Source organism: Streptomyces sp. NPDC004667 (assembly GCF_040609475.1).
In the GTDB taxonomy this organism is placed as follows: domain Bacteria; phylum Actinomycetota; class Actinomycetes; order Streptomycetales; family Streptomycetaceae; genus Streptomyces.
Genome location: NZ_JBEXKC010000005.1, coordinates 21,385 through 41,937 on the forward strand (window position 1 = coordinate 21,385; position 20,553 = coordinate 41,937).

At 69.4% G+C, this 20,553-nt stretch carries 23 protein-coding genes, 1 tRNA gene and 1 pseudogene; 18 read left to right on the plus strand and 7 right to left on the minus strand.

Annotation, left to right across the window (positions count from 1 at the left end):
• The first annotated feature begins 61 nt into the window (after window positions 1-61).
• From ABZW32_RS04250 to ABZW32_RS04280, 7 genes and pseudogenes are all read left to right on the plus strand, one after another.
• On the plus strand, window positions 62-1,108 hold the full coding sequence (locus ABZW32_RS04250; protein WP_356210928.1) for an FAD-dependent oxidoreductase: 1,047 nt from the start codon (window positions 62-64) through the stop codon (window positions 1,106-1,108).
• 22 nt (window positions 1,109-1,130) lie between these two features.
• The gene (locus tag ABZW32_RS04255; RefSeq protein ID WP_356210931.1) at window positions 1,131-2,936 is read left to right on the plus strand and encodes a carbamoyltransferase C-terminal domain-containing protein; all 1,806 of its coding nucleotides are present in this window, start codon (window positions 1,131-1,133) and stop codon (window positions 2,934-2,936) included.
• 14 nt (window positions 2,937-2,950) lie between these two features.
• Entirely contained in the window at window positions 2,951-3,439 is a 489-nt protein-coding gene (locus ABZW32_RS04260) for an SRPBCC family protein (RefSeq protein ID WP_266840116.1), read from the plus strand.
• Window positions 3,440-3,450: 11 nt separating this feature from the next.
• A pseudogene (locus ABZW32_RS04265) lies at window positions 3,451-4,062 on the plus strand (histidine phosphatase family protein); the annotation flags it as partial.
• A 200-nt stretch (window positions 4,063-4,262) separates the two neighbouring features.
• Window positions 4,263-4,781, plus strand: coding sequence for a hypothetical protein (locus tag ABZW32_RS04270; RefSeq protein ID WP_356210935.1), 519 nt, complete (start codon window positions 4,263-4,265; stop codon window positions 4,779-4,781).
• Between the two features lie 196 nt (window positions 4,782-4,977).
• Window positions 4,978-5,133 (plus strand): hypothetical protein, encoded by a 156-nt coding sequence (locus ABZW32_RS04275; protein ID WP_356210938.1) that lies wholly within the window; start codon window positions 4,978-4,980, stop codon window positions 5,131-5,133.
• Between the two features lie 186 nt (window positions 5,134-5,319).
• Window positions 5,320-5,535 carry a DUF6243 family protein gene (locus ABZW32_RS04280; protein WP_356210941.1) on the plus strand — a complete coding sequence of 72 codons (216 nt, stop codon included), beginning with the start codon at window positions 5,320-5,322 and terminating at the stop codon, window positions 5,533-5,535.
• A 123-nt stretch (window positions 5,536-5,658) separates the two neighbouring features.
• On the opposite strand, the gene ABZW32_RS04285 is transcribed toward ABZW32_RS04280, so the two are convergent.
• The 3 genes from ABZW32_RS04285 to ABZW32_RS04295 form a co-directional block, all read right to left on the minus strand.
• Window positions 5,659-6,195: a GNAT family N-acetyltransferase gene (locus tag ABZW32_RS04285; protein WP_356210943.1), complete on the minus strand. Its 537-nt coding sequence runs from the start codon at window positions 6,193-6,195 to the stop codon at window positions 5,659-5,661.
• Window positions 6,192-7,451, minus strand: a complete 1,260-nt coding sequence (locus ABZW32_RS04290; RefSeq protein WP_356210945.1) for an MFS transporter — start codon at window positions 7,449-7,451, stop codon at window positions 6,192-6,194. The genes ABZW32_RS04285 and ABZW32_RS04290 overlap by 4 nt, the downstream gene beginning before the upstream one ends.
• A gap of 112 nt (window positions 7,452-7,563) precedes the next feature.
• The gene (locus ABZW32_RS04295; protein WP_356210948.1) at window positions 7,564-7,998 is read right to left on the minus strand and encodes an Rrf2 family transcriptional regulator; all 435 of its coding nucleotides are present in this window, start codon (window positions 7,996-7,998) and stop codon (window positions 7,564-7,566) included.
• 549 nt (window positions 7,999-8,547) lie between these two features.
• Here ABZW32_RS04295 and ABZW32_RS04300 point away from each other — a divergent pair.
• The 5 genes from ABZW32_RS04300 to ABZW32_RS04320 all read left to right on the plus strand — a co-directional run bounded on the left by ABZW32_RS04300 (window position 8,548) and on the right by ABZW32_RS04320 (window position 12,034).
• The gene (locus tag ABZW32_RS04300; protein ID WP_356210950.1) at window positions 8,548-9,651 is read left to right on the plus strand and encodes a DUF262 domain-containing protein; all 1,104 of its coding nucleotides are present in this window, start codon (window positions 8,548-8,550) and stop codon (window positions 9,649-9,651) included.
• A gap of 11 nt (window positions 9,652-9,662) precedes the next feature.
• Entirely contained in the window at window positions 9,663-10,334 is a 672-nt protein-coding gene (locus ABZW32_RS04305) for an MAE_28990/MAE_18760 family HEPN-like nuclease (RefSeq protein ID WP_356210952.1), read from the plus strand.
• 830 nt (window positions 10,335-11,164) lie between these two features.
• Complete coding sequence (locus ABZW32_RS04310) at window positions 11,165-11,371, plus strand: SDR family oxidoreductase (RefSeq protein ID WP_356210955.1); 207 nt, start codon at window positions 11,165-11,167, stop codon at window positions 11,369-11,371.
• Window positions 11,372-11,400: 29 nt separating this feature from the next.
• The gene (locus ABZW32_RS04315) at window positions 11,401-11,838 is read left to right on the plus strand and encodes an NUDIX domain-containing protein (protein ID WP_356210957.1); all 438 of its coding nucleotides are present in this window, start codon (window positions 11,401-11,403) and stop codon (window positions 11,836-11,838) included.
• Window positions 11,839-11,893: 55 nt separating this feature from the next.
• Window positions 11,894-12,034 (plus strand): hypothetical protein, encoded by a 141-nt coding sequence (locus tag ABZW32_RS04320; RefSeq protein ID WP_356210959.1) that lies wholly within the window; start codon window positions 11,894-11,896, stop codon window positions 12,032-12,034.
• 47 nt (window positions 12,035-12,081) lie between these two features.
• Here the strand turns inward: ABZW32_RS04320 and arsM are convergent, their stop codons facing one another.
• Window positions 12,082-12,864 carry an arsenite methyltransferase gene (gene arsM / locus ABZW32_RS04325; RefSeq protein WP_356210962.1) on the minus strand — a complete coding sequence of 261 codons (783 nt, stop codon included), beginning with the start codon at window positions 12,862-12,864 and terminating at the stop codon, window positions 12,082-12,084.
• 115 nt (window positions 12,865-12,979) lie between these two features.
• On the opposite strand from arsM, the gene ABZW32_RS04330 reads away from it, so the two are divergent.
• The 3 genes from ABZW32_RS04330 to ABZW32_RS04340 are packed head-to-tail and all read left to right on the plus strand — an operon-like array spanning window position 12,980 to window position 14,533.
• Window positions 12,980-13,354, plus strand: a complete 375-nt coding sequence (locus ABZW32_RS04330; protein ID WP_356210965.1) for a metalloregulator ArsR/SmtB family transcription factor — start codon at window positions 12,980-12,982, stop codon at window positions 13,352-13,354.
• Window positions 13,351-14,091 (plus strand): MIP/aquaporin family protein, encoded by a 741-nt coding sequence (locus ABZW32_RS04335; RefSeq protein WP_356210967.1) that lies wholly within the window; start codon window positions 13,351-13,353, stop codon window positions 14,089-14,091. The genes ABZW32_RS04330 and ABZW32_RS04335 overlap by 4 nt, the downstream gene beginning before the upstream one ends.
• A gap of 19 nt (window positions 14,092-14,110) precedes the next feature.
• Window positions 14,111-14,533 carry an arsenate reductase ArsC gene (locus ABZW32_RS04340; RefSeq protein WP_356210969.1) on the plus strand — a complete coding sequence of 141 codons (423 nt, stop codon included), beginning with the start codon at window positions 14,111-14,113 and terminating at the stop codon, window positions 14,531-14,533.
• A gap of 325 nt (window positions 14,534-14,858) precedes the next feature.
• Here ABZW32_RS04340 and ABZW32_RS04345 read toward each other — a convergent pair whose 3' ends face one another.
• The gene (locus ABZW32_RS04345; protein ID WP_356210972.1) at window positions 14,859-16,361 is read right to left on the minus strand and encodes a helix-turn-helix transcriptional regulator; all 1,503 of its coding nucleotides are present in this window, start codon (window positions 16,359-16,361) and stop codon (window positions 14,859-14,861) included.
• A gap of 329 nt (window positions 16,362-16,690) precedes the next feature.
• Here ABZW32_RS04345 and ABZW32_RS04350 point away from each other — a divergent pair, with 329 nt between their 5' ends.
• Window positions 16,691-17,410 (plus strand): DUF4232 domain-containing protein, encoded by a 720-nt coding sequence (locus ABZW32_RS04350; protein ID WP_356210975.1) that lies wholly within the window; start codon window positions 16,691-16,693, stop codon window positions 17,408-17,410.
• Window positions 17,411-17,574: 164 nt separating this feature from the next.
• Here the strand turns inward: ABZW32_RS04350 and ABZW32_RS04355 are convergent.
• Window positions 17,575-17,648, minus strand: a tRNA-Gly gene (locus tag ABZW32_RS04355).
• Between the two features lie 477 nt (window positions 17,649-18,125).
• Between ABZW32_RS04355 and dcd the strand changes: the two genes are divergently transcribed.
• Both dcd and ABZW32_RS04365 read left to right on the plus strand, forming a co-directional pair.
• The gene (gene dcd / locus ABZW32_RS04360) at window positions 18,126-18,713 is read left to right on the plus strand and encodes a dCTP deaminase (RefSeq protein WP_249766703.1); all 588 of its coding nucleotides are present in this window, start codon (window positions 18,126-18,128) and stop codon (window positions 18,711-18,713) included.
• Window positions 18,710-19,207 carry a phosphoribosyltransferase gene (locus ABZW32_RS04365; RefSeq protein WP_030228732.1) on the plus strand — a complete coding sequence of 166 codons (498 nt, stop codon included), beginning with the start codon at window positions 18,710-18,712 and terminating at the stop codon, window positions 19,205-19,207. The genes dcd and ABZW32_RS04365 overlap by 4 nt, the downstream gene beginning before the upstream one ends.
• 56 nt (window positions 19,208-19,263) lie before the next feature.
• On the opposite strand, the gene ABZW32_RS04370 is transcribed toward ABZW32_RS04365, so the two are convergent.
• The gene (locus ABZW32_RS04370) at window positions 19,264-20,196 is read right to left on the minus strand and encodes a Yip1 family protein (protein WP_356210980.1); all 933 of its coding nucleotides are present in this window, start codon (window positions 20,194-20,196) and stop codon (window positions 19,264-19,266) included.
• Between the last annotated feature and the right edge of the window lie 357 nt (window positions 20,197-20,553).

The following is a 20,553-nucleotide window of genomic DNA, read 5'->3' on the forward strand; positions in this document are numbered from 1 at the left end:
GGGACGGGCGCAGCCGCGCCCGTCCCGCGCCGGACCCCCACACCACAGGAGAAGGAAGACCGTGAGCGCCTTACCCGACCGCGCTGAAGCCGTCGTCATCGGCGGGGGAGTGATCGGAACCTCCGCCGCCCACCACCTCGCCGAAGCCGGCGTGGACACCGTGCTGCTGGAACGCGGAACCCTCGGCGGCGGAGCCTCCGCACACACCGCGGGCATGGTCCGCACCTACTTCCCAGACGACCCGCACACCGGCCGGATGGCCGTGCGCAGCCTGAACGCCTACCACGAGTTCGCCCACCGCACCGGAGCCCCCCTCGGCCTGAGGAGGCTCGGGTTCATGGTGCTGTTCACCGACGAACAGCAGATCGCCGCCTTCGAGTCCGGCCTTGCGGCCCAGCGGGCCGCCGGGGTCGGAGTACACCTGATCAGCGCGGCCGAAGCCCGCGCGCTCAACCCGCTGATCAACGAGCGCGCCGTGCTGGCCGCCGCCTGGTCCCCCGAGGCGTACCACGTGGACGGCCTCGACATCGTCCGCGGCTACGCCGCCGGCGCCCGCAACCACGGCGCGCGCCTGTTCACCCACACGCCCGTCACACGCATCGACGACGACAACACCGTCCACACCCCGCGCGGCAGCATCACCGCGGACAGCATCGTGTGCACGGCCGGACCCTGGTCCGGCGAGGTGGCGTCCATGGCGTCGGTCGACCTGCCGATGACGCCCCACACGATCGAGATGCTGTTCACCGACGTCCCGGACGCCCCGCACCACGAGATCCCGATGACGATGCACGCCACGTCCGGGCTGCGGATCCGCTCGTGGAAGGACCGCGTCCTCCTCGCCATGGGAATGCCCAAGGCCGCTGAGACGCGCGAGGCCTGGCTCGGCCGCATCTCCGCTCACCTCGCCACCCTGTTCCCCGCCCTGGACGGCACCGGGCTGCACCGCGCCTGGTCCGGGGACTTCGACGCCGCCCCGGACAACACCGCGTTCATCGGCGAACACCCCACCCGCCGCTTCCTGTACGCGGCCGGGTTCACCGGTGCCGGCCTGTGCCAGGCACCCGCGGCCGGGGAGAAGCTCCGCGACCTGTTGATCGTCAAGTAGCCCCATAACAGGAGAGAATGCTGTGATCGTCCTTGGATGCAACGGTTTCAGCCGGGTGTCGGAGTTCTTCTCCGAACGCCTCGGTGCGACCGGCATCAACAAGCACTACCTCTTGGGCCACGACGCCGCCGCAGCGGTCCTGGTGGACGGCCGGCTGGTCGCCGCGGTGGAGGAGGAACGCCTCAACCGGGAGAAGAAGACCACCGACTTCCCCGTGCACGCGATCGGCTGGTGCCTGGAGGAAGCCGGGATCACCTTCGACGACGTCGACCTGTTCGCCTTCCCCTGGAACTGGACCCCAGAGGTCCTGGACGGGATCCGCGACGGCATCCGCGCCTCGTCGCTGTCCCAGGAGGCGAAGACCCGCCTCCTGGGCGACATGGCCGACCTGTTCGAGCAGGTCGTGAGCCACGAGGCGATCCTCGCGGACTTCGAGGCCCGCACCGGGCACCGTCCCGACCCCGCCAAGGTCCGCTTCGTTCCCCACCACCTGGCCCACGCCACGACCGGCTACTACCTCGCCGGGATGAAGGACTCCGCGTTCCTCGTCAGCGACGGCCGTGCCGAACGTTTCTCCACCCTGACGGGCGAGATCCGCGACGGCCGGATCACCGTCTTCGACGACACCGCCACCGGCGCGCAGTACTCCCTCGGCACCCTGTTCTCCTGCATCACCCGTTTCCTCGGTTTCGTCCCCAACAACGACGAGTACAAGGTGATGGGCCTGGCCGGATACGCCGAGCCCCCTTCTCCGAACCCGTTCGTCGACCACCTCCTGAGGCTGCACGACGACGGCCGCTACACCTTCGCCGAGCCCCTGCGGACGGACGACCTGCACAGCCACGACGCCCTGTTCGAGGAGTACTTCGGGCCCTTCGAGGACACCCTCGAATACACCTCCCGCGTCGCCGCCGCCGCGCAGCAGATGCTGAACGTCGCCACCGCCCACCAGGTCCGCCACCTGGAGAAGCGGACCGACCTCGACCGGCTGCTGTTCGAGGGCGGCGTCGCCCTGAACTGCCTGAACAACACCCCGATGTTCGAGGGCTCGCGCTTCGGGGACATGGAGGTCAGCTTCGGGGCCTCGGACACCGGCATCACCATCGGGGCCGCGGTCCACGCCTGGCTCGGCCACGCGGGCACCGGGCCCGCGGAGATCCTCGCCGCGTCGGCGCCCGTCAGCCCGTACCTGGGCCCGTCCTACGACGAGGCCGCGATCGAGGAGGCCCTCGCCGGTTTCGCCGGCCGTGTCGTCGCCACGCGCCTGGACGACGACGAGGTCATCGACCGGGTGGCGCGGCTGCTGACGGAGAAGGTCGTCATCGGCTGGTTCGACGGGCGCGTCGAACACGGGCCGCGCGCGCTGGGGCACCGCAGCATCCTCGCCAACCCCGGCTTCGACGACATCAAGGACATCATCAACACCCGGGTCAAACACCGTGAACCCTTCCGCCCGTTCGCTCCCCTCGTCCTGGAGGAGCAGGCGCCGGAGATCTTCGAGATGGGGCGCAAGACCAGGTCCCCGTACATGACGTTCGTCTTCCCCGTCCGCGACGCGTACAAGGACCGCATCCCCGGCGCCGTGCACGTGGACGGCACCTCCCGCATCCAGACCCTGACGGACGGGGGGACCCCGCGGCTCACGGCCCTGCTGCGGAGGTTCATCGAGCTCACCGGCACCCCGTGCCTGATCAACACCTCGTTCAACGTCGCCGGCGAACCCATCGTCTGCAGCCCCACCGACGCCCTGAACTGCTTCATGGGCACCGAGATCGACTACCTGATCCTCGGCAACCACCTGGTCGCCAAGACCGACGACGCCAACTGACCAAGGAGCACTCCGTGCCGATCCAGATCCAGCGCAAGCACACCATGTACCACTCCACCATCCTGGAGTCCGACCCGGACACCGTGTGGGCCACCGTCCGCGACGCCATGCAGATCCTGGCGATCGTGTCCCCGGGCGACCTGGACATCCACACCGACGTCACCTGGACGGAGGGCGGCTCGGTCGAGACGGTCCCGGCCCGCTACGACTTCAAGCTGACGCTCAACGGCGGCCTCGTCCAGCAGGAGATCGCCGCCCGCGACGAGATCAACAAGACCCAGTCCTACCGGGCCATCGCCCCCACCAGCGGGGTCCAGAGCTACGAGGCCACCATCCGGGTGCGCCCCATCACCAACGACCCGGCCCGCAGCTTCTTCGAGTGGTCGCGGATCCTGGAGATCGCCGAGGACGCCGACCTGAAGGTGGTCGAGGCCATCATCGACGTCATGGAGAAGCAGACCGACGCCGTCCGGGACCACTTCGCGGCGCAGACCGCGAAGTGAGCGACGTGACGACGCTCGTACTGCTGCGGCACGGCGAGACCCTGCTCACCCCCGGGCGGCGGATCTCCGGCAGCGGAGGGTCCAACCCGGGACTGTCACCGGCCGGACGCCGCCAGGCCCGGGCGACGGCGGACGCCCTCGCCCACCGCGGCGGCATCGAGGCGGTCGTCACGTCACCGATGCGGCGCTGCCAGGAGACCGCCCAGGCCGTGGCCGCGCGCCTCGGCCTGGGCGTCCAGGTCGACCGGGACCTGCGGGAAGCGGACTTCGGAGCCTGGGAGGGCCTGACCTTCGCCGAGGTGCGCGAACGCCACCCGGACGACCTGAACGCGTGGTTCGCCTCGCCCGAAAGCCCGCCCACGGGAGCGGGCGAGACCATGCAGCAGGTCAGCCGCCGCGTCGCCGCCGTACGGGACGGCCTCCGGGCCCGGTACCGCGGCGCGACGGTTCTGGTCGTCTCCCACGTCGTACCGGTGAGGACCCTGCTCCGCCTCGCCCTGCAGGCACCGCCGCACAGCCTGTTCCGCATGGAGGTCGCCGCGGCCTCGCTCTCGACGGTGACGTACGACGGGGACGGCACCGGCACGGTGCACACCCTCAACGACACCCACCACCTGGACTGAACCGCACACCGGGGCGGCCGAGGGCCGGCGCCGCGGAAGAGGTGTTGGAGGGGCTGGAGTTCGCCTGCCGAGGTCGTACGCCTACCGTGAAGGGGACCGGTTTCACCGCGATCGTCGGTTCTTCCGGACCGGGACTCCACCCGGCCGCCGGACCACAGCCGATCGACCGCCGGTCCCACCCGCACCGAAGGACCTGACGCATGAACGACCCGGACCGGATCCAGACCCCCATCGAGGACACCCGCTTCGGCGGGATCACCGTCCGCCAGGACGGCCAGGACCGCCTGGAGGTCGAGGGCGAGGGGATCCCCCACGTGGTCCTGGAGCGGGACCCCGGGTCGGAAGTGGACCCGCAGACCGCCATCGGCACCCGCGACCCCGCCTTCCTCACGCTGCGGATCGACGGCCGGGAAGCGGAGCTGAAGCCGGCCAAGGGCGCCCTGAGCAGGCGTTCGTACCGGGTGGACGTGGAGTTCGAGGGGGTGGGCTACCGCCTGGTCCCGGACTCGGTCCCCAGCAGCCGGCTGACCCGCGACGGCACGCACATCGGCGACTTCTCCTCGGACGGCGACGAGCTGGTCATCGCGGAGTGGCGGGAGGACGCCGAGACCCGGCCGCTCGACGCGTCGGTCGGCTACGCCCTGGCGTCGGCCTTCGGCACCGGCGGCCAGCCCATGTGGATGATGATCGTGGACGGCGTGAGCAGCGCGCTGCCCTAGCGCGGGCGGGCAGGTCGGGCAGCGCTGCGCTGCCGCGTCGTCCCCAGGTCCTTGACGCAGGCCGGGACGGTGGTCGCGGCGGCTCCCTCCCGGCCCGCCGCCCCGGCCGACGACTCGGCCGTCCGGGCCCGCATCGTGCGTACGGCGATCGGTCTCGCGGACGCGGAGGGTCTGGCGGCCCTGACCATGCGGCGACATGGAAGCCCAGCAGGCCCGCATGACGGCCCTCTTGGGCAACGGCACCTTCCCGGCCTTCACCGCGGCCCGCGCGGACGCCGACCTCTCCCCGGAGTCCCTCTTCCGCTTCGGCCTCACGGCCCTGCTCGACGGCCTGGCGCCCCGGGCGAGGTGAAGGCCGGACTGGTGTGCGGTGTGCGGGGTCGGCGGAACCGGGTACCGTCGTCGTCATGTTCTTCCAGACCCCGATTTACGAGTGAGGCCGTGATGGGCCCCCGCTGACGTCCTGCGACGTCGCCGCGCCCGTCCCCCACCGTTGAATCCGTAGATCGATCACTTCACACCGTTACCGGGAGAACCCATGACCGTGAGCAAGAACATCAACAACCCCGTGGGCCAGGGCGGCGGCCAGCGCAAGAGGCTGTCCCGCGCCGAACGGCAGAACAACGGCCCGCACCGCAACCGCGACCGCCAGGGCGCCGCCGACCAGAAGGCGGAGCTGGTGCGCAAGATGCGCGAGAAGGCGGAAGCGGCCGAGGGCGCCGGGCAGACGGGCGACGACGCCGCACAGAGCTGACGCGCCGCCGCCGCGGGGCGGCAGCGCACGGGGGCAGGGCCCGGACCGCGACGCGCGGTCCGGGCCCCTCGCGTCCGCCGACCCCTGACATCGTCGGCGAGGCGCGAGGCGCGAGGCGCGACGTCAGCGGCCCGCTCCGGCGCCGGTGGCCCGGGTCGCCGGGGAAAGGAAGTCTTCGCGGGTCAGGGCGTGGACGGTGCAGGGGCGGGCGAGGACGGTGTCCTCGCGCAGGGGCGTGAATCCGAGGCGCCGGGCGACGGCGGTGGATGCGGTGTTGCCGTGATGGATCATGGCGGTGATCTGCTGGAGCTCCAAGGTCCCGAAACCCCACGTGAGGACGGCTCTGGCCGCTTCCTGGGCGTAGCCCCGCCCCCAATGGGCGTGGGCGAAGGTCCAGCCGATCTCGGTCTCGCCGAACTGCTCCCACCAGTTCAGGCCGCAGCGTCCGATCGCTTGGCCGGTGCTGCGCAGTTCGACGGCGCACAGTCCGTGCCCCCGCTGATCCCACTGCAGCCGTATCTCGTGCAGGCGTGCCGCGGCCTGCTCTCGGGTGTAGCCGCCGACGAACCGGTTGACCGCCCCATCGGCGTGGAGTCGCACCCACCAATCGGTGTCGGCTTCGGTGAGCGGGCGCAGCCGGAGGCGTTCTGTGGTGATCACGAGTTCGATCCTTGCCTTTCCTGAGGCGTTGGGGCCAGTGCGCCGGTGTGCTGCCCGGCCGGCAGCGGTTGTGCCCGTGCCGTGGGCGCCGTCGGCACGCTGTGCCCGGCGCGTCGGTCGGTGACGGTGTGCGCCGCTTCCGCGGCCCCGAGACCGAGCACGATGAACACCGCGCCGACGGGCCCGAGCCAGTGCGCGCCGAACCATGCCATTCCCGTCCGCCCGACCAGGGGGGCGAGGGAGACACCGACGTAGACCATGGCCGAGCCGAGGCCGGTGAGCAGAGGTGCCGCCGTCGGCATGGCGGTGATCAGGCGATGCGTCTGGGGCGTCAGGAGTCCCCAGCCGCAGATGCCCCACACGAGGAGTGCCGCGATGGCCGAGGGCAGGTGTGCGCTCGTCCACGGCAGCAGTGCGAAGTCGACCGCGGCGACGGTGATCGCGGTGTTGATGACGAGCCGGCTGCCGAAGCGGTCGATCAGACGGCCCGAGCCGAGGGTTCCGGCGGTGGCGGCCAGTCCCCAGACGCACAGCAGGGCGGCGAGGACGGTGCCGCTGCCGCCGGTGGCGCGGTCGAGGCTCGCGTCGATGAAGGAGTAGACGGTGTACAGACCGGTGTAGACGAGGAGGGTGGTCAGCAGGGTCAGGCCGATGCACCGGTCCGCGAGCGGCGCGAGACGGGTGCGCAGCGGTACCGACAGGGGCGTCGGTAACGGGGGCAGGAACAGGGCTGTTCCCGCGGCGGCCGCCAGCCCGAGCGCGGAGACGAACAGCATGGTGGTCCGCCAGTCGCCGGTGGAGCTGCCGATCGCCGTGCCGATGGGCGCCCCCAGAGCGGTCGCGGCGCTGAGGCCGGTCATGACCGTGGCGATCGCGCGGCCGCGACGTTCCGGTGGCGCGAGCGCGGTGGCCGCGGCGACGGTGGCGGGGCTGACCATGGCGCCGCCGAGCCCGGCGAGTGCCCGTGCGGCCACGGCGACGCCGAAGGACGGAGCCAAGGCCGTGACGAGGTTGCCGGCGGTGAAGACGGCGAACCCGGCGAGGAACAGGGCGCGGCGCGGCCAACGGGTGGTGAGCGCCGCCATGACCGGGCCGAGGACGGCATAGGTGAAGGCGTAGGCGGTGAGCAGCCAGCCGGCGGTGCCGACCGGCACACCGAGGGAGTGCGCCGCGTCGGGCAGGATGCCGGCGATGACGAAGCTGTCGGTGCCGATGGCGAACATTCCGGCGGCGAGGACCAAGAGCGATCGGTTCACGATGCGGCGACCTCCGAATGATGAGATGTAACAAAACCAGTTACGACAAAGGGTCGAAGAGAGGCCGGCCCGAGAGGGCCGGCCGGAAGAGAACGGAACGGAGGGACTGGACTCAGGAGCCGGGAAGCGTCTCTCTCGCCACGTCGGCGATGGTGACGGCGCCCAGTTCGGCCTTCATCGACTCCTCCGCACGGTCGTACACGGCGCGCAGCACCGGCGGGATGCTCCGCCCGACGGGGCAGTCCTGATTGGGGGGTGCGGAGTGCAGGGCGATCACGGGGTCGGGCTCCACGGCGAGGTAGACGTCCCGAAGGGTGATCGACTCCGGTGCCCGGGTCAGCCGCCACCCCGCACCCTGCCCGCGCTGCGACTCCACCAGTCCCGCACTGCGCAAACTACCCAGGGCGCGGCGGATGACGACGGGGTTGGTCTTGACGCTGGTGGCGATCTGCTCGGACGTCACGATGCCGTCGGGGCGCTGGGGGCAGACCCATGCCATCCAGGTCAGCACATGGGTGGCCACGGTCATACGACTGCTCGTACTCACGCCACCCTCCACCCGAAACCACCGGCACCCGCCTGTGTCGCAACCAATTCTGTTACAACAGGTCGGCTCGTGTCCAGCACCAACGCCCCAAACGGCCACAGCGGCCGCCGGGGCGCCAGCTCCGTCGCAACTAGCCGCCCCATCAGGGCGCTTGGCACGCACGGCACGAGGGCGGCCTGGACGGGTCATCGACCAGGTTCCTCGCCCCTTTCCACGCCCGCCCTTGCCCGCTGCTCACGGCTCCTGCTTGCACGTTGTGGCACGACCTCACCCACGATGCAGGGGGACACACCAATCCCACCTGCCGAACAGTGCCCGGGGCCTGACATGCAACCTGCCGGCAAAACTGCACTGCTCGGGAAGGGGTAGCCGGCGGCCCGCCTCTGACCCCTCTGCAAGAAGGCCGGCAGAGACAGGGCCGACTTCCGTGCCCAGGCCTAGAGCTACTGCGAACTGGGAGATTCGCGATGTCAGGGTTGCCTGCATCCCAGGAGCGCTAGACTCCGCCGTAGTTGCTGCTAATGCCACTAAGCGGGGGGGAGAGCGCAAATGCTTCTTGAAGACCAGATCGAGATTTACAGGCGCCAGATTGCCACGGATTCATATCCCATGTCGATCGGAGAGCTGGCAAACCTCTATCGGGATGGAGAAATCGACATTCATCCTGAGTTCCAGCGAATCTTCAGGTGGCGGGATGGGCAGAAGAGTCGCTTGATCGAGAGTGTTCTTCTTGGTATCCCACTTCCCAGCATCTTCGTCGCTCAGAACGACAAGGGAATTTGGGATGTGGTCGATGGTGTGCAGAGGCTGTCAACCATCTTCCAGTTCATGGGGATTCTCCGGGACGAGGGCGGTAAGCTCTATGATCCCCTCATCTGTGTCGATGCCCCCTTCTTGACGCACCTGGATGGATGTTCGTACGAGGCGAATGATGGTACGGAGAAGGCCCTGACGCCGACGCAGCGATTGGATTTCAAGCGCGCTCGCGTGGACATGAAGATCATCAAGCGTGAAAGTGATAACAGGGCGAAGTATGATCTCTTTCAACGCCTGAATTCCTTTGGGTCTGTTGCGACGGAGCAGGAGCTCCGCAACTGCCTTCTCGTCAGTATGAGTAAGACCCACTTCGAGTGGCTGACTCAAGTCTCAAACGATCACAATTTCCTGGCGGTGCTCGATATGCCGCAGAGGCTTATTGACGAGCGATACCACATGGAGCTAGCTCTACGCTTTACATTCCTCCACTCGATTCCAGAACCTCGGTTGTCGTCCATCCGCAACATCGGGGACTTCCTTACTGAGCAGCTAGTGGATTTTGCCGACCTCTCTCCCCGAAAGCTCGAGGAGGAGATGGCAGTCTTCTCGCGAACCTTCGAGGTTCTCGCCGAGTCGGGTGGCGCCGACTTGCTCAGGCGTTGGAATTACACAAAGAGCCGGCCCGAGGGGTACTTTTCGCTTACGGCATTCGAGGCTCTGGCCCTGGGTATCGCATACAATCTTCCTGGGCGCCGATCGAGTTTTGGCGATATCGCCAGTAAGCAAAGGGAGCTGTGGTCGACATCGCAATTCTCGGCGGGGCATGCGACGGGCGTCCGCAGTGATCAGAGGATGAAGAGGACGATTCCCTTTGGTCGTCATCTTTTCTCCGGCTGACTGGATCCGCGATGGATATCCAGAAGTTTGCGGAAAGGGTGCAGAAGGGTTTGGCGCATCGGAAGGTCGAGCTCTCTCGGCTCAGCCTCCTAGTGACCGGGTCCCACCAGGACAGCTCGCAGCAGTCGGTTATATGCCGATCTTCGATCGTGCTTGCCTATGCGCATTGGGAAGGCTTCGTAAAGCAGATCAGTAAGCTCTATGTCGGGTATGTGAACTCTTGTGAAGTCCCCGTGCTCGACCTGAAGCCCTGCTTCCAGGCGGCGCACGTTCAGACTCACTTGAATCGCGCATCAAGGGGTGTTCGGATTCCTTTTCTGGCAGAATTGCTGGATAAGATAGATGTGGACAGGAGGGCTACTTTCTTTGTCGATCCAGCAAAACTCGTGGACACTGAAAGCAATTTGACGTCTGAGGTTTTCAGGAATATCATCGCCTCGATTGGTCTGGTTTACCTGGAATTCTATTCCACTCGTCAGGTGTTCATTGATGAAAAGTTGGTCTTCAGTCGAAATCAGGTCGCGCACGGAGAGTTGGTCCCCTTTCGGTCCGTGGAGGTGTTGGAGAGGATTGAGACTGTGAGGATTTTGTTGGACATGTACGCCAATCAGGTCCTGGATGCGGCTCGCGATGGCTCGTTCCTGAAGATTCCCGGCAATGCGTCAGCCACTGGATACCTGTGATCGAGTGCTGTGCCCGGGGGAGATTCTTGAATGCGAGAACGTCGTGCAGATTGCCTAGAAAGGCCTAGGGGCTTCGTCCTGGAGCGGATGGTAGGAGTCGAACCCTCGCTATAAACTTAGGCGTCTACTATGCAGAACGCGTCCACGCACCGTCTGACCTGCAGGTTCCTGTCTTCGCTGGCCTAGTCTGGTCTGCGGTTGCGCACCTCTTCTGACTGCTTTTCGCCACTCTTAAGGGCGTGTTCATGGCACGCTCTTGGTCCACGGAGTATTGGCGTCGGCAGGGGCAGGCAGTGGAAACCCCCAAATCCGGGAGTATTCTGTTCCAGTCGATCAACTGGGGAGCCTGGCCTCGGTATCGGGGCTCAGGCGCTACATCCGGATTCCGGCCGATCAGTTCCCAACCCACCCGCTCCAGTTCGTTCCACGCCGTCACGATGGCACCGACTGGCGAGGCGTCCGCCATGTGCCGAGCCTCCCTGAAACGCCTGGGATTGACGACACTGCCCCACACACCCTCACGACTTCGGCCGTCTGTCGTGCCACTGCGCTCCGGATCTGATTCCTCGTCTGCTTGGGGGGTAGCGGTCGTCAACTCCTCAGCTTCGTCGAGGGCTTCACGGGCGGCCGCAGCCCGGTAGCCGAGGCCGACGCATTGCAGGGCGCGACGGCAGCCCCCGGTATCGCGGCGAACGCCGACCTCACCGACGCCGGCGCCGTCCAGACCGTGGTCGAGCTCGTCCGGGCCGAAATCGGGTCAACGCCCGCGCTGGTCTCACCCGCTCCCTCGCACGCGAACCGGTCCGTACGGGGTATGCGTCAACACGGTCATGCCCGGCGCCATCCAGGTCGAGGCGGAGAACACCATCCCCGCCCAGCACCGTGCGCGTCCGGAGGGCCGGATCAAGCGCCAGTGCGTCCCCCGCCGTGGACGGCCCGAGGACGTCGCGGCCCTGGTGGCGTTCCTCGCGTGTCCCTCCGCGTCGTTCATCACTCGGCGATCCGTCCACGTCGACGGCGGCCGGCTGCTGCACTGAGACGCCAACGAGCAAGGAGACAGATCGAAATGAAGGAACGAGTCCGCGCCGTCCTCGTCACCGCCGACGACACGATGCTGGTCATCCGCCGCACCAAGCCCTGCATCCCCGAGTACTGGGTCCTTCCCGGCGGCGGCGTCGAGCCCGGCGACGAGTCCCGGGAGGCCGCCCTCCACAGGGAGATCCACGAGGAGATCGCGGGGAAGGCCCACATCATCCGCCTCCTCCACACCATGGAGTCCGAGGATGAGCGTCAGCTCTTCTACCTCGCCCGCATCGCGACGTGGTCCTTCGAGGATCGCACCGGTCCCGAATTCAGTGCCGAGGGCCGGGGCGAGTACATGCTGGAGGAGATCCCGCTGACCGTGGAGGCACTCGACGGCATCAACCTCAAGCCCGATGAGATCGCCCACGTTCTGCGAGGGACCATGGAGGCAGGCGCGCTCGGAGACGGGGCTGCGGCGTAGGCGGGCCCAATCGCTGGAGTGTGGCTTCCTCCCAAAGGCGCACGGCACGGCACCGGTGACTCTGTGGGCCACGGGCTCGATCGCCGGAGCCCTCCTCGGGGGATTCCTGCTCGGCGTCGTCCCCGACCGGGGCCTCATCCCCGCTCTTGCGATCGTCCTGCTGATCTCGGCGGTCAAGGTCGCGCGGCACGACTGACGCGGTGGGTGGGCCCGCAGGATGACGTCGGACCCACCCGCTCGCCGTCAGCCCGCACAGCCGCAGCCGGCTACGGCCGCGGCGACGGGCTTGACCGCGTGGACGATCGCCGAGTGCATGCCGTCGGCGACAACGTGGGTCGGGGTGATCTCGACGTCCGCGAACCCGGCGGCCTCGAGCCCGTGGCGGTACTCGGCGAACGAGAGGGCGCCGGCGATGCAGCCGACGTAGTCCCCGCGCTCGGCCCGCTGCTCCGGGGTGAGGGCGTCGTCGGCGACGACGTCGGAGACGCCGATCCGGCCGCCCGGCTTGAGGACGCGGAACGTCTCGGCGAAGACGGCCGGCTTGTCGGTGGACAGGTTGATCACGCAGTTCGAGATGACGACGTCGAGGGTGTCCGCGGGCAGCGGGATGGCCTCGATGGTGCCCTTGAGGAATTCCACGTTCGTCGCGCCGGCCTTCGCCGCGTTGGCGAGGGCGAGAGACAGCATCTCCTCGGTCATGTCCAGGCCGTACGCCTTGCCGGTGGGTCCGACGCGGCGGGCGGAGAGGAGGACGTCGATGCCGCCGCCGGAGCCCAGGTCCAGGACGCGTTCGCCTTCGGTCAGGCCGGCGACGGCGGTGGGGTTGCCGCAGCCCAGCGAGGCGGCGACGGCCTCGGCGGGCAGGGTCTCGCGCTCGTCGGCGGCGTAGAGGGTGGAGCCGAAGTTCTCGTCGACCTCGACGGCCTGCGGTCCGCAGCACGCGGTGCCGCCCTCGGTGACCTGGACGGCTGCCGCGGCGTAGCGGCGGCGGACGGTCTCGCGCAGGTCGGTGGACTGCTCGCTCATGACGACGACTCCCAACGGGCGATGGCCCTGCCTGCCGAAGAAGACAGGAGCAGGCTGCTTCGATGTTCTTCGATTCAAGCTTGCGCCTTGGATCGAAGGACGTCAACATAGAGGCATGTCGAAACAAGAGGTCGTGGTGCTCGGTCAGGACGCCGAGGGCTGCTGCGGCGGGCTCGCGGCCGCGCCGCTGGACGAGGAGCAGGCCGCCGACCTGGCGAAGGTGTTCAAGGCCCTGGGTGATCCGGTCCGGCTGCGGCTGCTGTCGATGATCGCCTCGCGGGACGGCGGCGAGGTCTGCGTGTGCGAGCTGACCCCGGCCTTCGAGCTGTCCCAGCCGACGATCTCCCACCACCTCAAGCTGCTGCGGCAGGCCGGCCTGGTCGACTGCGAACGCCGCGGCACCTGGGTCTACTACCGGGTCCTGCCCGCCGCCCTGGAACGCCTCGCCACCGTCCTCACGGCCCCACGGCCCGCCGAGGTGAAGGCGTGAGCGCGGACCCGGTGCCGCTCAGGCGCCGAGTGGCGGCCGAGGCGGTCGGGACCGCGCTGCTGGTGGCGGTCGTGGTCGGCTCCGGCATCCAGGCCACCGAGCTGTCGAACGACGTCGGCATCCAGCTGCTGGCCAACTGCCTGGCCACCGTGTTCGGCCTCGGCGTGCTGATCGCGGTACTCGGTCCGGTCTCCGGCGCCCACTTCAACCCCGCCGTCACCCTCGCGGCCTGGCTGAGCGGCCGCCGCTCCGGCGACGGGCCCTCCCCGCGGGAGGTGGCCGCGTACGTACCCGCCCAGATCGGCGGTGCGATCACCGGCTCTCTGCTCGCCAACGCCGTGTTCGGCCGGCCGGTGCCGGCCTTCTCCGCCCACGACCGGTCCGCTCCCCACCTGTGGCTGGGCGAGGTCGTCGCGACGGCCGGACTGCTGCTGGTGGCCTTCGGTCTGAACCGCGCCGGACGGGCGAACCTCGCCCCGGCGGTGGTGGCCGCGTTCATCGGCGCCGCGTACTGGTTCACCTCCTCCACCTCCTTCGCGAACCCCGCGGTCACCATCGGCCGGGCCTTCACCGACTCCTTCGCCGGAATCGCCCCCGCCTCGGTCCCCGCGTTCATCGCCGCCCAGCTCATCGGCGCCGCCGTGGGCCTTGGCCTGCTCGCCCTCGTCTTCGGCCCGTCCGCCCGGCAGGCCGCCGACCCGTCCGTGCCGATCGCCGCCGTCCCCGCGGCCCGCTGAACCCCTGGAGCCTCCTGCCGTGAACCCGTCCCCCGTGCGCCCGTCGGTGCTGTTCGTCTGCGTCCACAACGCCGGCCGCTCCCAGATGGGCGCCGCCTTCCTCACCCACCTGGGCCGGGGCCGCGTCGAGGTCCGCTCCGCCGGCTCGGCCCCGGCCGACACCGTCAACCCCGCCGTGGTCGAGGCCATGAACGAGGTCGGCATCGACATCTCCGCCGAGACCCCCAAGGTCCTCACCGCCACGGCCGTCCAGGCGTCCGACGTCGTGATCACCATGGGCTGCGGCGACGCCTGCCCGTACTTCCCCGGCAAGCGCTACCTCGACTGGACCCTCGACGACCCGGCCGGCCAGGGCGTCGCCGCCGTCCGCCCCATCCGCGACCGGATCGAGCAGCGTGTCCGCGGCCTCCTCGACGAGCTCGGGATCCCGGCAGCCGGGTGAGCGCATCGGCAACCGGCGCTCCTGGCACGGCGATTGGCCGCGACCTTTCGGGCGGCGAATGCGCGAATCCTCACGAGAGCGTGACGCGGAGGGCGCGGCAAGACCGGACAGGTCTGGACAACGACGAAGGCCCAGGTCGCTGACCTGGGCCTTCGTTCAAGAGCGGATGACGGGAATCGAACCTGCGCTATAAGCTTGGGAATCTACTGCCCTTGGCGCGCTCACATGGGTGCTGACCTGCCCGGATCGTCTGCGTGCTGCCGTTGTCGGTAGGCCACCAGCCCAGGGGGGCTGCACTCGCAAGCGGTCAGGTGCAATGGGTCTTTCATCCCGTGTCCGGCAGCCAGGCGTTGTTGTTCGCGTTGTACCAGTAGCTGTGGCCGGTGTTCAGGGCAACCGTGCGGAACGGGCGGCCGTGGTCGTCGATCCGGGTGGTGCCCTGGCGGTCGCCACCGCTCCAGGTCAGCTCCAGGTACCAGCTGACGTCCTGACCGAGTGTGGCGGCGTCGATGTTCAGCACTTGGGGGTCAGTGGCGGAGACCTTGTACGGGAAGTCGGTCGAGGTCGTCGGCCGCTCGCCCTCCTTGCCGGGTACGGGCCTGGCCCTCGGGGAGGCGTCGTCCAGGTCCACGGCGAAGGACGCCGGCACCAGTGCGCCGCCGCAACCGGCGCCCATGGTGTACGCGTTCCAGCCGGGAGCCTTGCGGCCGCTCACGACGTGGACGTACAGCGCGTGCAGGACCGCGGCCTTGCCTTCGATGCCCTGGACGGTCAGCTGCATGCGCAGGTGCCCCGCAGGGACAGCCTCCAGGGCCCGGGCCCAGCCTTCGGTCGCCTGCCCGGCGGGGGGCGGGGGGACTGCGCCGGGTGCCTTGTCCAGGGCGAACCACTGGCCGCAGGGGCTGTCCCAGTTGTCGGGCAGGACGTTGACCGTGAACGGGGCGGTGGGGGAGGCCCCCTCCTTGGCGGTGGCCGGCGAGGAGGACGCGGACGTTGTCGAGGGGGACGACGGTCCGGGGCTGGACGGGGGTGCGGAACCGGCTGTGGCCGTGGGTGACGACGACCCGCCGGACGGCATGGCCGGGCCCGCCTCCGCCCGCTCGCGCGAGGACGGCTGGACGGCGCCGTGGCGCGTGTCCCCGTGACCCGTGTCTCCCATGGCGGAGACGGCGGCGGCGGTCCCCGCCACCGCGGCGGTGGCCACGGCGGCCGCAACGGCGAGCAGCAGCCGAGGACGCCGGGCCCGCGGTACGGAGGCCCGGGCGGGGCCCGGCTGGACAAGGGCGGCGGGGGCGTGTGCCGGTGCCGGTGCCGGGGCCTCCGCCGGTGCCGGCGCGGGAGCGGAGGTAAGCGCCGAGGTGGGTGCTTCCGCAGCAGCAGGTCCGGGCGCCGGGGCGGACCCGGCTGCGGACGCCGGGGCCGGTGCGGGGGCGTCGGTCTCCGCCCGCGGCCGGGTCTCCGAAGGCTCCCCAGCCGCCACCACCGCCGATGCGGGCGGCACCTCCGGCGCGGCGTCACTGCCCCGCGGCGCCGCGGAGTTCGCCGCCCCCGGCCCCGAGGCCTGCCCCTCCGCCAGCCCCCGCCGCCGCTCCACCAGCGCCAGCAGCCACTGCCGGTGCAGCGCGAGCAGTTCGTCGGCCGAGGCACCGCAGACCCGCGCGAACCGTTCCACCGGGGCGTAGTCCGTGGGCACCGCCGCGCCGCTGCAATAGCGGTGCAGCGTCGAGTTGCTGGAGTGCAGACGCTTCGCGAGCGTGCCGTAGCTGCGCCCCGAGCGCTCTTTGAATCCGCGCATCAGCTCCGCGAACCGTTCCGTCTCCGTGGCCATTCCACCCTCCCCCTCGTCCCGGAAGCACGTTCCAGGCTCACCCGATCGCCCAGGTGAGAGGGGTCGGGAGCGTTCCAGGGTTTCTACTATCCCGGCTCAGACGCCACTGGGACAAAACCCGCCCCACAGTTGCGTCATCAGCCCGTCGGTCCGCCGATCGGATCGGCGGGCGGATTCGGCGGTCGGTGGGGCGGGCCCCCACCCGCCCCACCGACCGCCCTTGGCCGCCTGCGGCAGCAGCCGACCGGAACAGCAGCCTCACCCAACGTCTCGTCAGGCGAGAAGCGGAAGCCTCCGTCTGACGACCGCACCGACACGGAGAGTTCCCCATGCGCACCTACCGACTCCGCACCGCTGCCCTGGCCACCGCCACCGTCGGCCTCGCTCTGGCCCTGACCGCCTGCGGCGGCTCGGACAGCGCCGGCGGTCCGACCGGGAACCCCGCCGCGACCAAGAGCGGGGACAAGCCGGTTTCGAGCGGGACCGGGACGCCGTCCGGGGAGGGCGCCTCTGCCGCCCCATCCGCAGGCAAGGTCACCGGAACCGGCACGGTCACCGTCACCCCGGCGAAGGCCGGTTCGGGCGGCAAGGGCACGGGGGACACCACCGGTGACTCCTACGCCTACACCCACCCCTGCTCGGCACGCAGCCTGACCGTCAAGGTCACTTCCCCGAAGGGCACTCCGGCCACCGTCCGCGTCATCACCGTGACCAACAACGGTTCCACCTCCTGCGGTCTGGACTACTTCCCCACCGTCGGCTTCAGCGCCAAGGGCGGCGCGCTCGGTCTCCAGGCCACTGCCCCCGGCGGACTGGGCGGCGCCCCGGCGTACCCGGTGCACCCCGGCGCCACCGCGTACGCGGCCGTGGACCTCAACCCGTCGGGTGGCAACGGCCCCGTGGCCGACGAGGTCAACGTCCTGGCCGACAAGGAGCACATGCCGAACGCGGACGGCGTCAGCCTCCCGCTGGCCAAGCCGGGCAGCGTCGCCAACCCGAAGGTCGGCCTGTACCGCACCAACACCCGCGACGCGCTGAGCGCCTTCTGAACGGAGTTCCGGGGCCGCGGCCGTCCCACGGGGTGTGTCGCCGGGCAGGCAAGGACACGATGGTGCGGGCCGGGCCAAGGCATCTGGCGCGGATCTGGCACGGGACCTTTAGAAAGGTCTAGGCAACACAAAAGCCCCAGGTCGCTGACCTGGGGCTTTTGTCATGGAGCGGATGACGGGAATCGAACCCGCGCTATAAGCTTGGGAAGCTCATGTTCTACCATTAAACTACATCCGCACGGTGGTCCAGTTGCCTGGAGCCTTACCGTTGCACACTGTACCCCATGATCGACCCGCGGTGAATTCCCCCGTGGTGCGGCGGTCCCCGAAGTGGTGCAGCAGGGTTCGTGCGTGCGGGAGTTGGGGCGTAGCGTGTGGGGGCGGAGCGGCGGCTGGAGTGGGTCCCGATCATCCCCTAATGTGGCGATTCATCGCAGTACGGCTCGTTGGGGAAAGGGACTCGATGGAGCACACAGTCGTCCGTTGTGCCGAAGGGCATGTTTTCAGTACCGCCTCGTTCCCGTTGCAGCACCTCGGTGCCGGCCGGATCGGTCCCGGGCGGCTGCTGCGCTGTCCGCGGTGCGCGCGGCTGAGGCACGCGGTGCCCGTGGGTGGCGTCAAGCGCTAGGCGGGCGGGCCGGCAGGCCGGGCAAGGCGGGCGCGCGGGCGTCGCTCCGATTGGGGGTGGCCCGCGCGCTCTGCGTATCCTCGGGACGTGCTTCTCTCCGACAAAGACATCCGGGCCGAGATCGACAGCGGACGGGTTCGCATTGACCCGTTCGACGAGTCGATGGTGCAGCCCTCCAGCATCGACGTGCGTCTCGACCGGTTCTTCCGGGTGTTCGAGAACCACCGCTACGCGCACATCGACCCCGCGATCGAGCAGGCCGACCTGACGCGCATGGTCGAGCCCGACGGGGACGAGGCCTTCATCCTGCACCCGGGCGAGTTCGTGCTCGCCTCGACGTACGAGGTCATCTCGCTGCCCGAGGACATCGCCTCCAGACTGGAGGGGAAGTCCAGCCTGGGCCGTCTGGGTCTGGTGACGCATTCGACCGCCGGGTTCATCGACCCCGGGTTCTCGGGTCACGTGACCCTGGAGCTGTCGAACCTCGCCACCCTGCCGATCAAGCTCTGGCCGGGCATGAAGATCGGGCAGCTGTGCATGTTCCGCCTCAGCTCGCCCGCGGAGTTCCCGTACGGCAGCGAGCGGTACGGGTCCAGGTACCAGGGGCAGCGCGGCCCGACCGCCTCGCGCTCCTTCCAGAACTTCCACCGCACCCAGGTGAGGCACGAGGCATGAGCGCAGTACGGGAGAACCTGACCTACGAGGGGTTCGGCAACGCCGTCCGCGAGCTGGCGCAGACCATCGCCGACGACGGCTACGAGCCGGACATCATCCTCAGCATCGCCCGCGGCGGGGTGTTCGTGGCCGGCGGTCTGGCGTACGCGCTGGACTGCAAGAACATCCACCTCGTCAACGTGGAGTTCTACACGGGCGTGGGCACGACCCTCGAAATGCCGGTCATGCTGGCGCCGGTGCCCGAGGCGATCGACTTCACCGACAAGAAGGTGCTGATCGCCGACGACGTCGCCGACACCGGCAAGACGCTCAAGCTCGTCCACGACTTCTGCCTCGGCCACGTCGCCGAGGTGCGGTCCGCGGTCATCTACGAGAAGTCGCACTCCCTGGTGAAGTGCGAGTACGTGTGGAAGAAGACCGACGAGTGGATCAACTTCCCGTGGTCGGTCGAGCCGCCCGTGGTCAAGCGCGAGGGCCAGGTCCTCGACGCGTGAACGACGAGAGGGGCCCGGTGCGCAGCGCGCGCCGGGCCCCTCTCGCGTACCCGGGGCTAGAGGGTCCCGAGCTTGATGATCGACAGCAGGGCGACCAGCTGGATGGCGGAGGCGCCGAGCGCCTTCTGCCACGGCAGGTCGTGCGACTTGCTGATCAGTGAGGTGAACAGGGCGCCGGCGGCCACCCAGGTGGCCCAGCCGAGGATCTGGACGAGCATGTTGTCGCCGCCCAGGAAGATCGCGAACAGCAGGCGCGGCGCGTCCGTGAGGGACATCACCAGCATCGACAGGCCGACGGTCGGCTGCCACGCGCCGTCGCCGCCCAGCTGGCGGGCCATGGTGTGGGTGACCCCGCCCAGGATCAGCCCGCAGATGACGAAGGCCACGCCGGTGCTGAGGGCGATCGGGATCGCCTGGGTGAGGGTCGCCTTGATCGCGTCCTCGCGGGCCTTGTCGAAGCCGAAGACCGCGAGCAGGCCGTAGAGGAAGGTGACGGTCAGCGCGGGGCCCCAGACGGCGTAGTCGCGCATCTGGAAGAAGGTCGGGCCCGGGCGCAGGACGATGCCGCGCAGCAGTTCCTTCCACGGCAGCCGCGGTCCGGCGGGGGCGGCCGGAGCGACGCCCGCCTGGTAGGTCGCGCCGTTGCCGTACGGGTCCTCGCCGACGGAGAAGGCCTGGGTGTGACCCGGGTCGTTCGCGTACGAGGGCTCGTGCGGGGCCGCGTACTGGCCCTGCGGCGGCTGCTGCGCGTGCTGCGGGCGGCCGTACGGGTCGAAGTACTCGGGCTCGTCGTGGCCCCCTGCGCCGCCCTGCTGCGGCCAGTGCTGCTGCGGGGGCGGGCCGGCGTTCGGGTACGGCTGGTGGCCGTACGGCGGCTGCGGCGCTTGTGGCGCCTGCTGCTGACCGTACGGCTGCTGCCGAGGGGCGTGCGGGGGTTGTTGCGGGGGGCGGTTGTTGTCCCGGCCCCGTCCGATCCTGAATCCAGCCACGTGATCGAAAGTACCTGCTCCGCGCGGCGGCCGTGGCCGGGCCGTCGGAACACGTGCCCTTTGCGGCTGACCTGTGACATCCCCTAGGGGTACCCGGGTTCGGGTGTTTTGCGTGACTGCGTCGAGGTCTGTGGGGATTCGTTGCGTTGCCTACGGAATGGGTGGGTATTGGGCCCGTGGGTTCGTGACCGTCGCCGTTGCCGTCACCGAGTCACGAACGACCCCGCCGCGGAGGCGCCGGTCCGGGTCGTCCCGAAGGGCGGAGGCATGGCGGCGATGTGCGCGGCCGGGCCGGGCCGGGCTTCGCGATGCGGGGGCGCGGGCGCGGCTGGTCCGTACACGGCGACGGCCGGTCCC

What these genes read in the sequence shown, in the direction of transcription:
- ABZW32_RS04270 (WP_356210935.1), top strand. Translation starts at nt 4,263, where the DNA reads ATGAACGACCCGGACCGGATCCAGACCCCCATCGAGGACACCCGCTTC.
- ABZW32_RS04275 (WP_356210938.1), top strand. Translation starts at nt 4,978, where the DNA reads ATGGAAGCCCAGCAGGCCCGCATGACGGCCCTCTTGGGCAACGGCACC.
- ABZW32_RS04280 (WP_356210941.1), top strand. Translation starts at nt 5,320, where the DNA reads ATGACCGTGAGCAAGAACATCAACAACCCCGTGGGCCAGGGCGGCGGC.
- ABZW32_RS04300 (WP_356210950.1), top strand. Translation starts at nt 8,548, where the DNA reads ATGCTTCTTGAAGACCAGATCGAGATTTACAGGCGCCAGATTGCCACG.
- ABZW32_RS04305 (WP_356210952.1), top strand. Translation starts at nt 9,663, where the DNA reads ATGGATATCCAGAAGTTTGCGGAAAGGGTGCAGAAGGGTTTGGCGCAT.
- ABZW32_RS04310 (WP_356210955.1), top strand. Translation starts at nt 11,165, where the DNA reads ATGCCCGGCGCCATCCAGGTCGAGGCGGAGAACACCATCCCCGCCCAG.
- ABZW32_RS04315 (WP_356210957.1), top strand. Translation starts at nt 11,401, where the DNA reads ATGAAGGAACGAGTCCGCGCCGTCCTCGTCACCGCCGACGACACGATG.
- arsM (WP_356210962.1), bottom strand. Translation starts at nt 12,864, where the DNA reads ATGAGCGAGCAGTCCACCGACCTGCGCGAGACCGTCCGCCGCCGCTAC.
- ABZW32_RS04330 (WP_356210965.1), top strand. Translation starts at nt 12,980, where the DNA reads ATGTCGAAACAAGAGGTCGTGGTGCTCGGTCAGGACGCCGAGGGCTGC.
- ABZW32_RS04345 (WP_356210972.1), bottom strand. Translation starts at nt 16,361, where the DNA reads ATGGCCACGGAGACGGAACGGTTCGCGGAGCTGATGCGCGGATTCAAA.
- ABZW32_RS04350 (WP_356210975.1), top strand. Translation starts at nt 16,691, where the DNA reads ATGCGCACCTACCGACTCCGCACCGCTGCCCTGGCCACCGCCACCGTC.
- ABZW32_RS04365 (WP_030228732.1), top strand. Translation starts at nt 18,710, where the DNA reads ATGAGCGCAGTACGGGAGAACCTGACCTACGAGGGGTTCGGCAACGCC.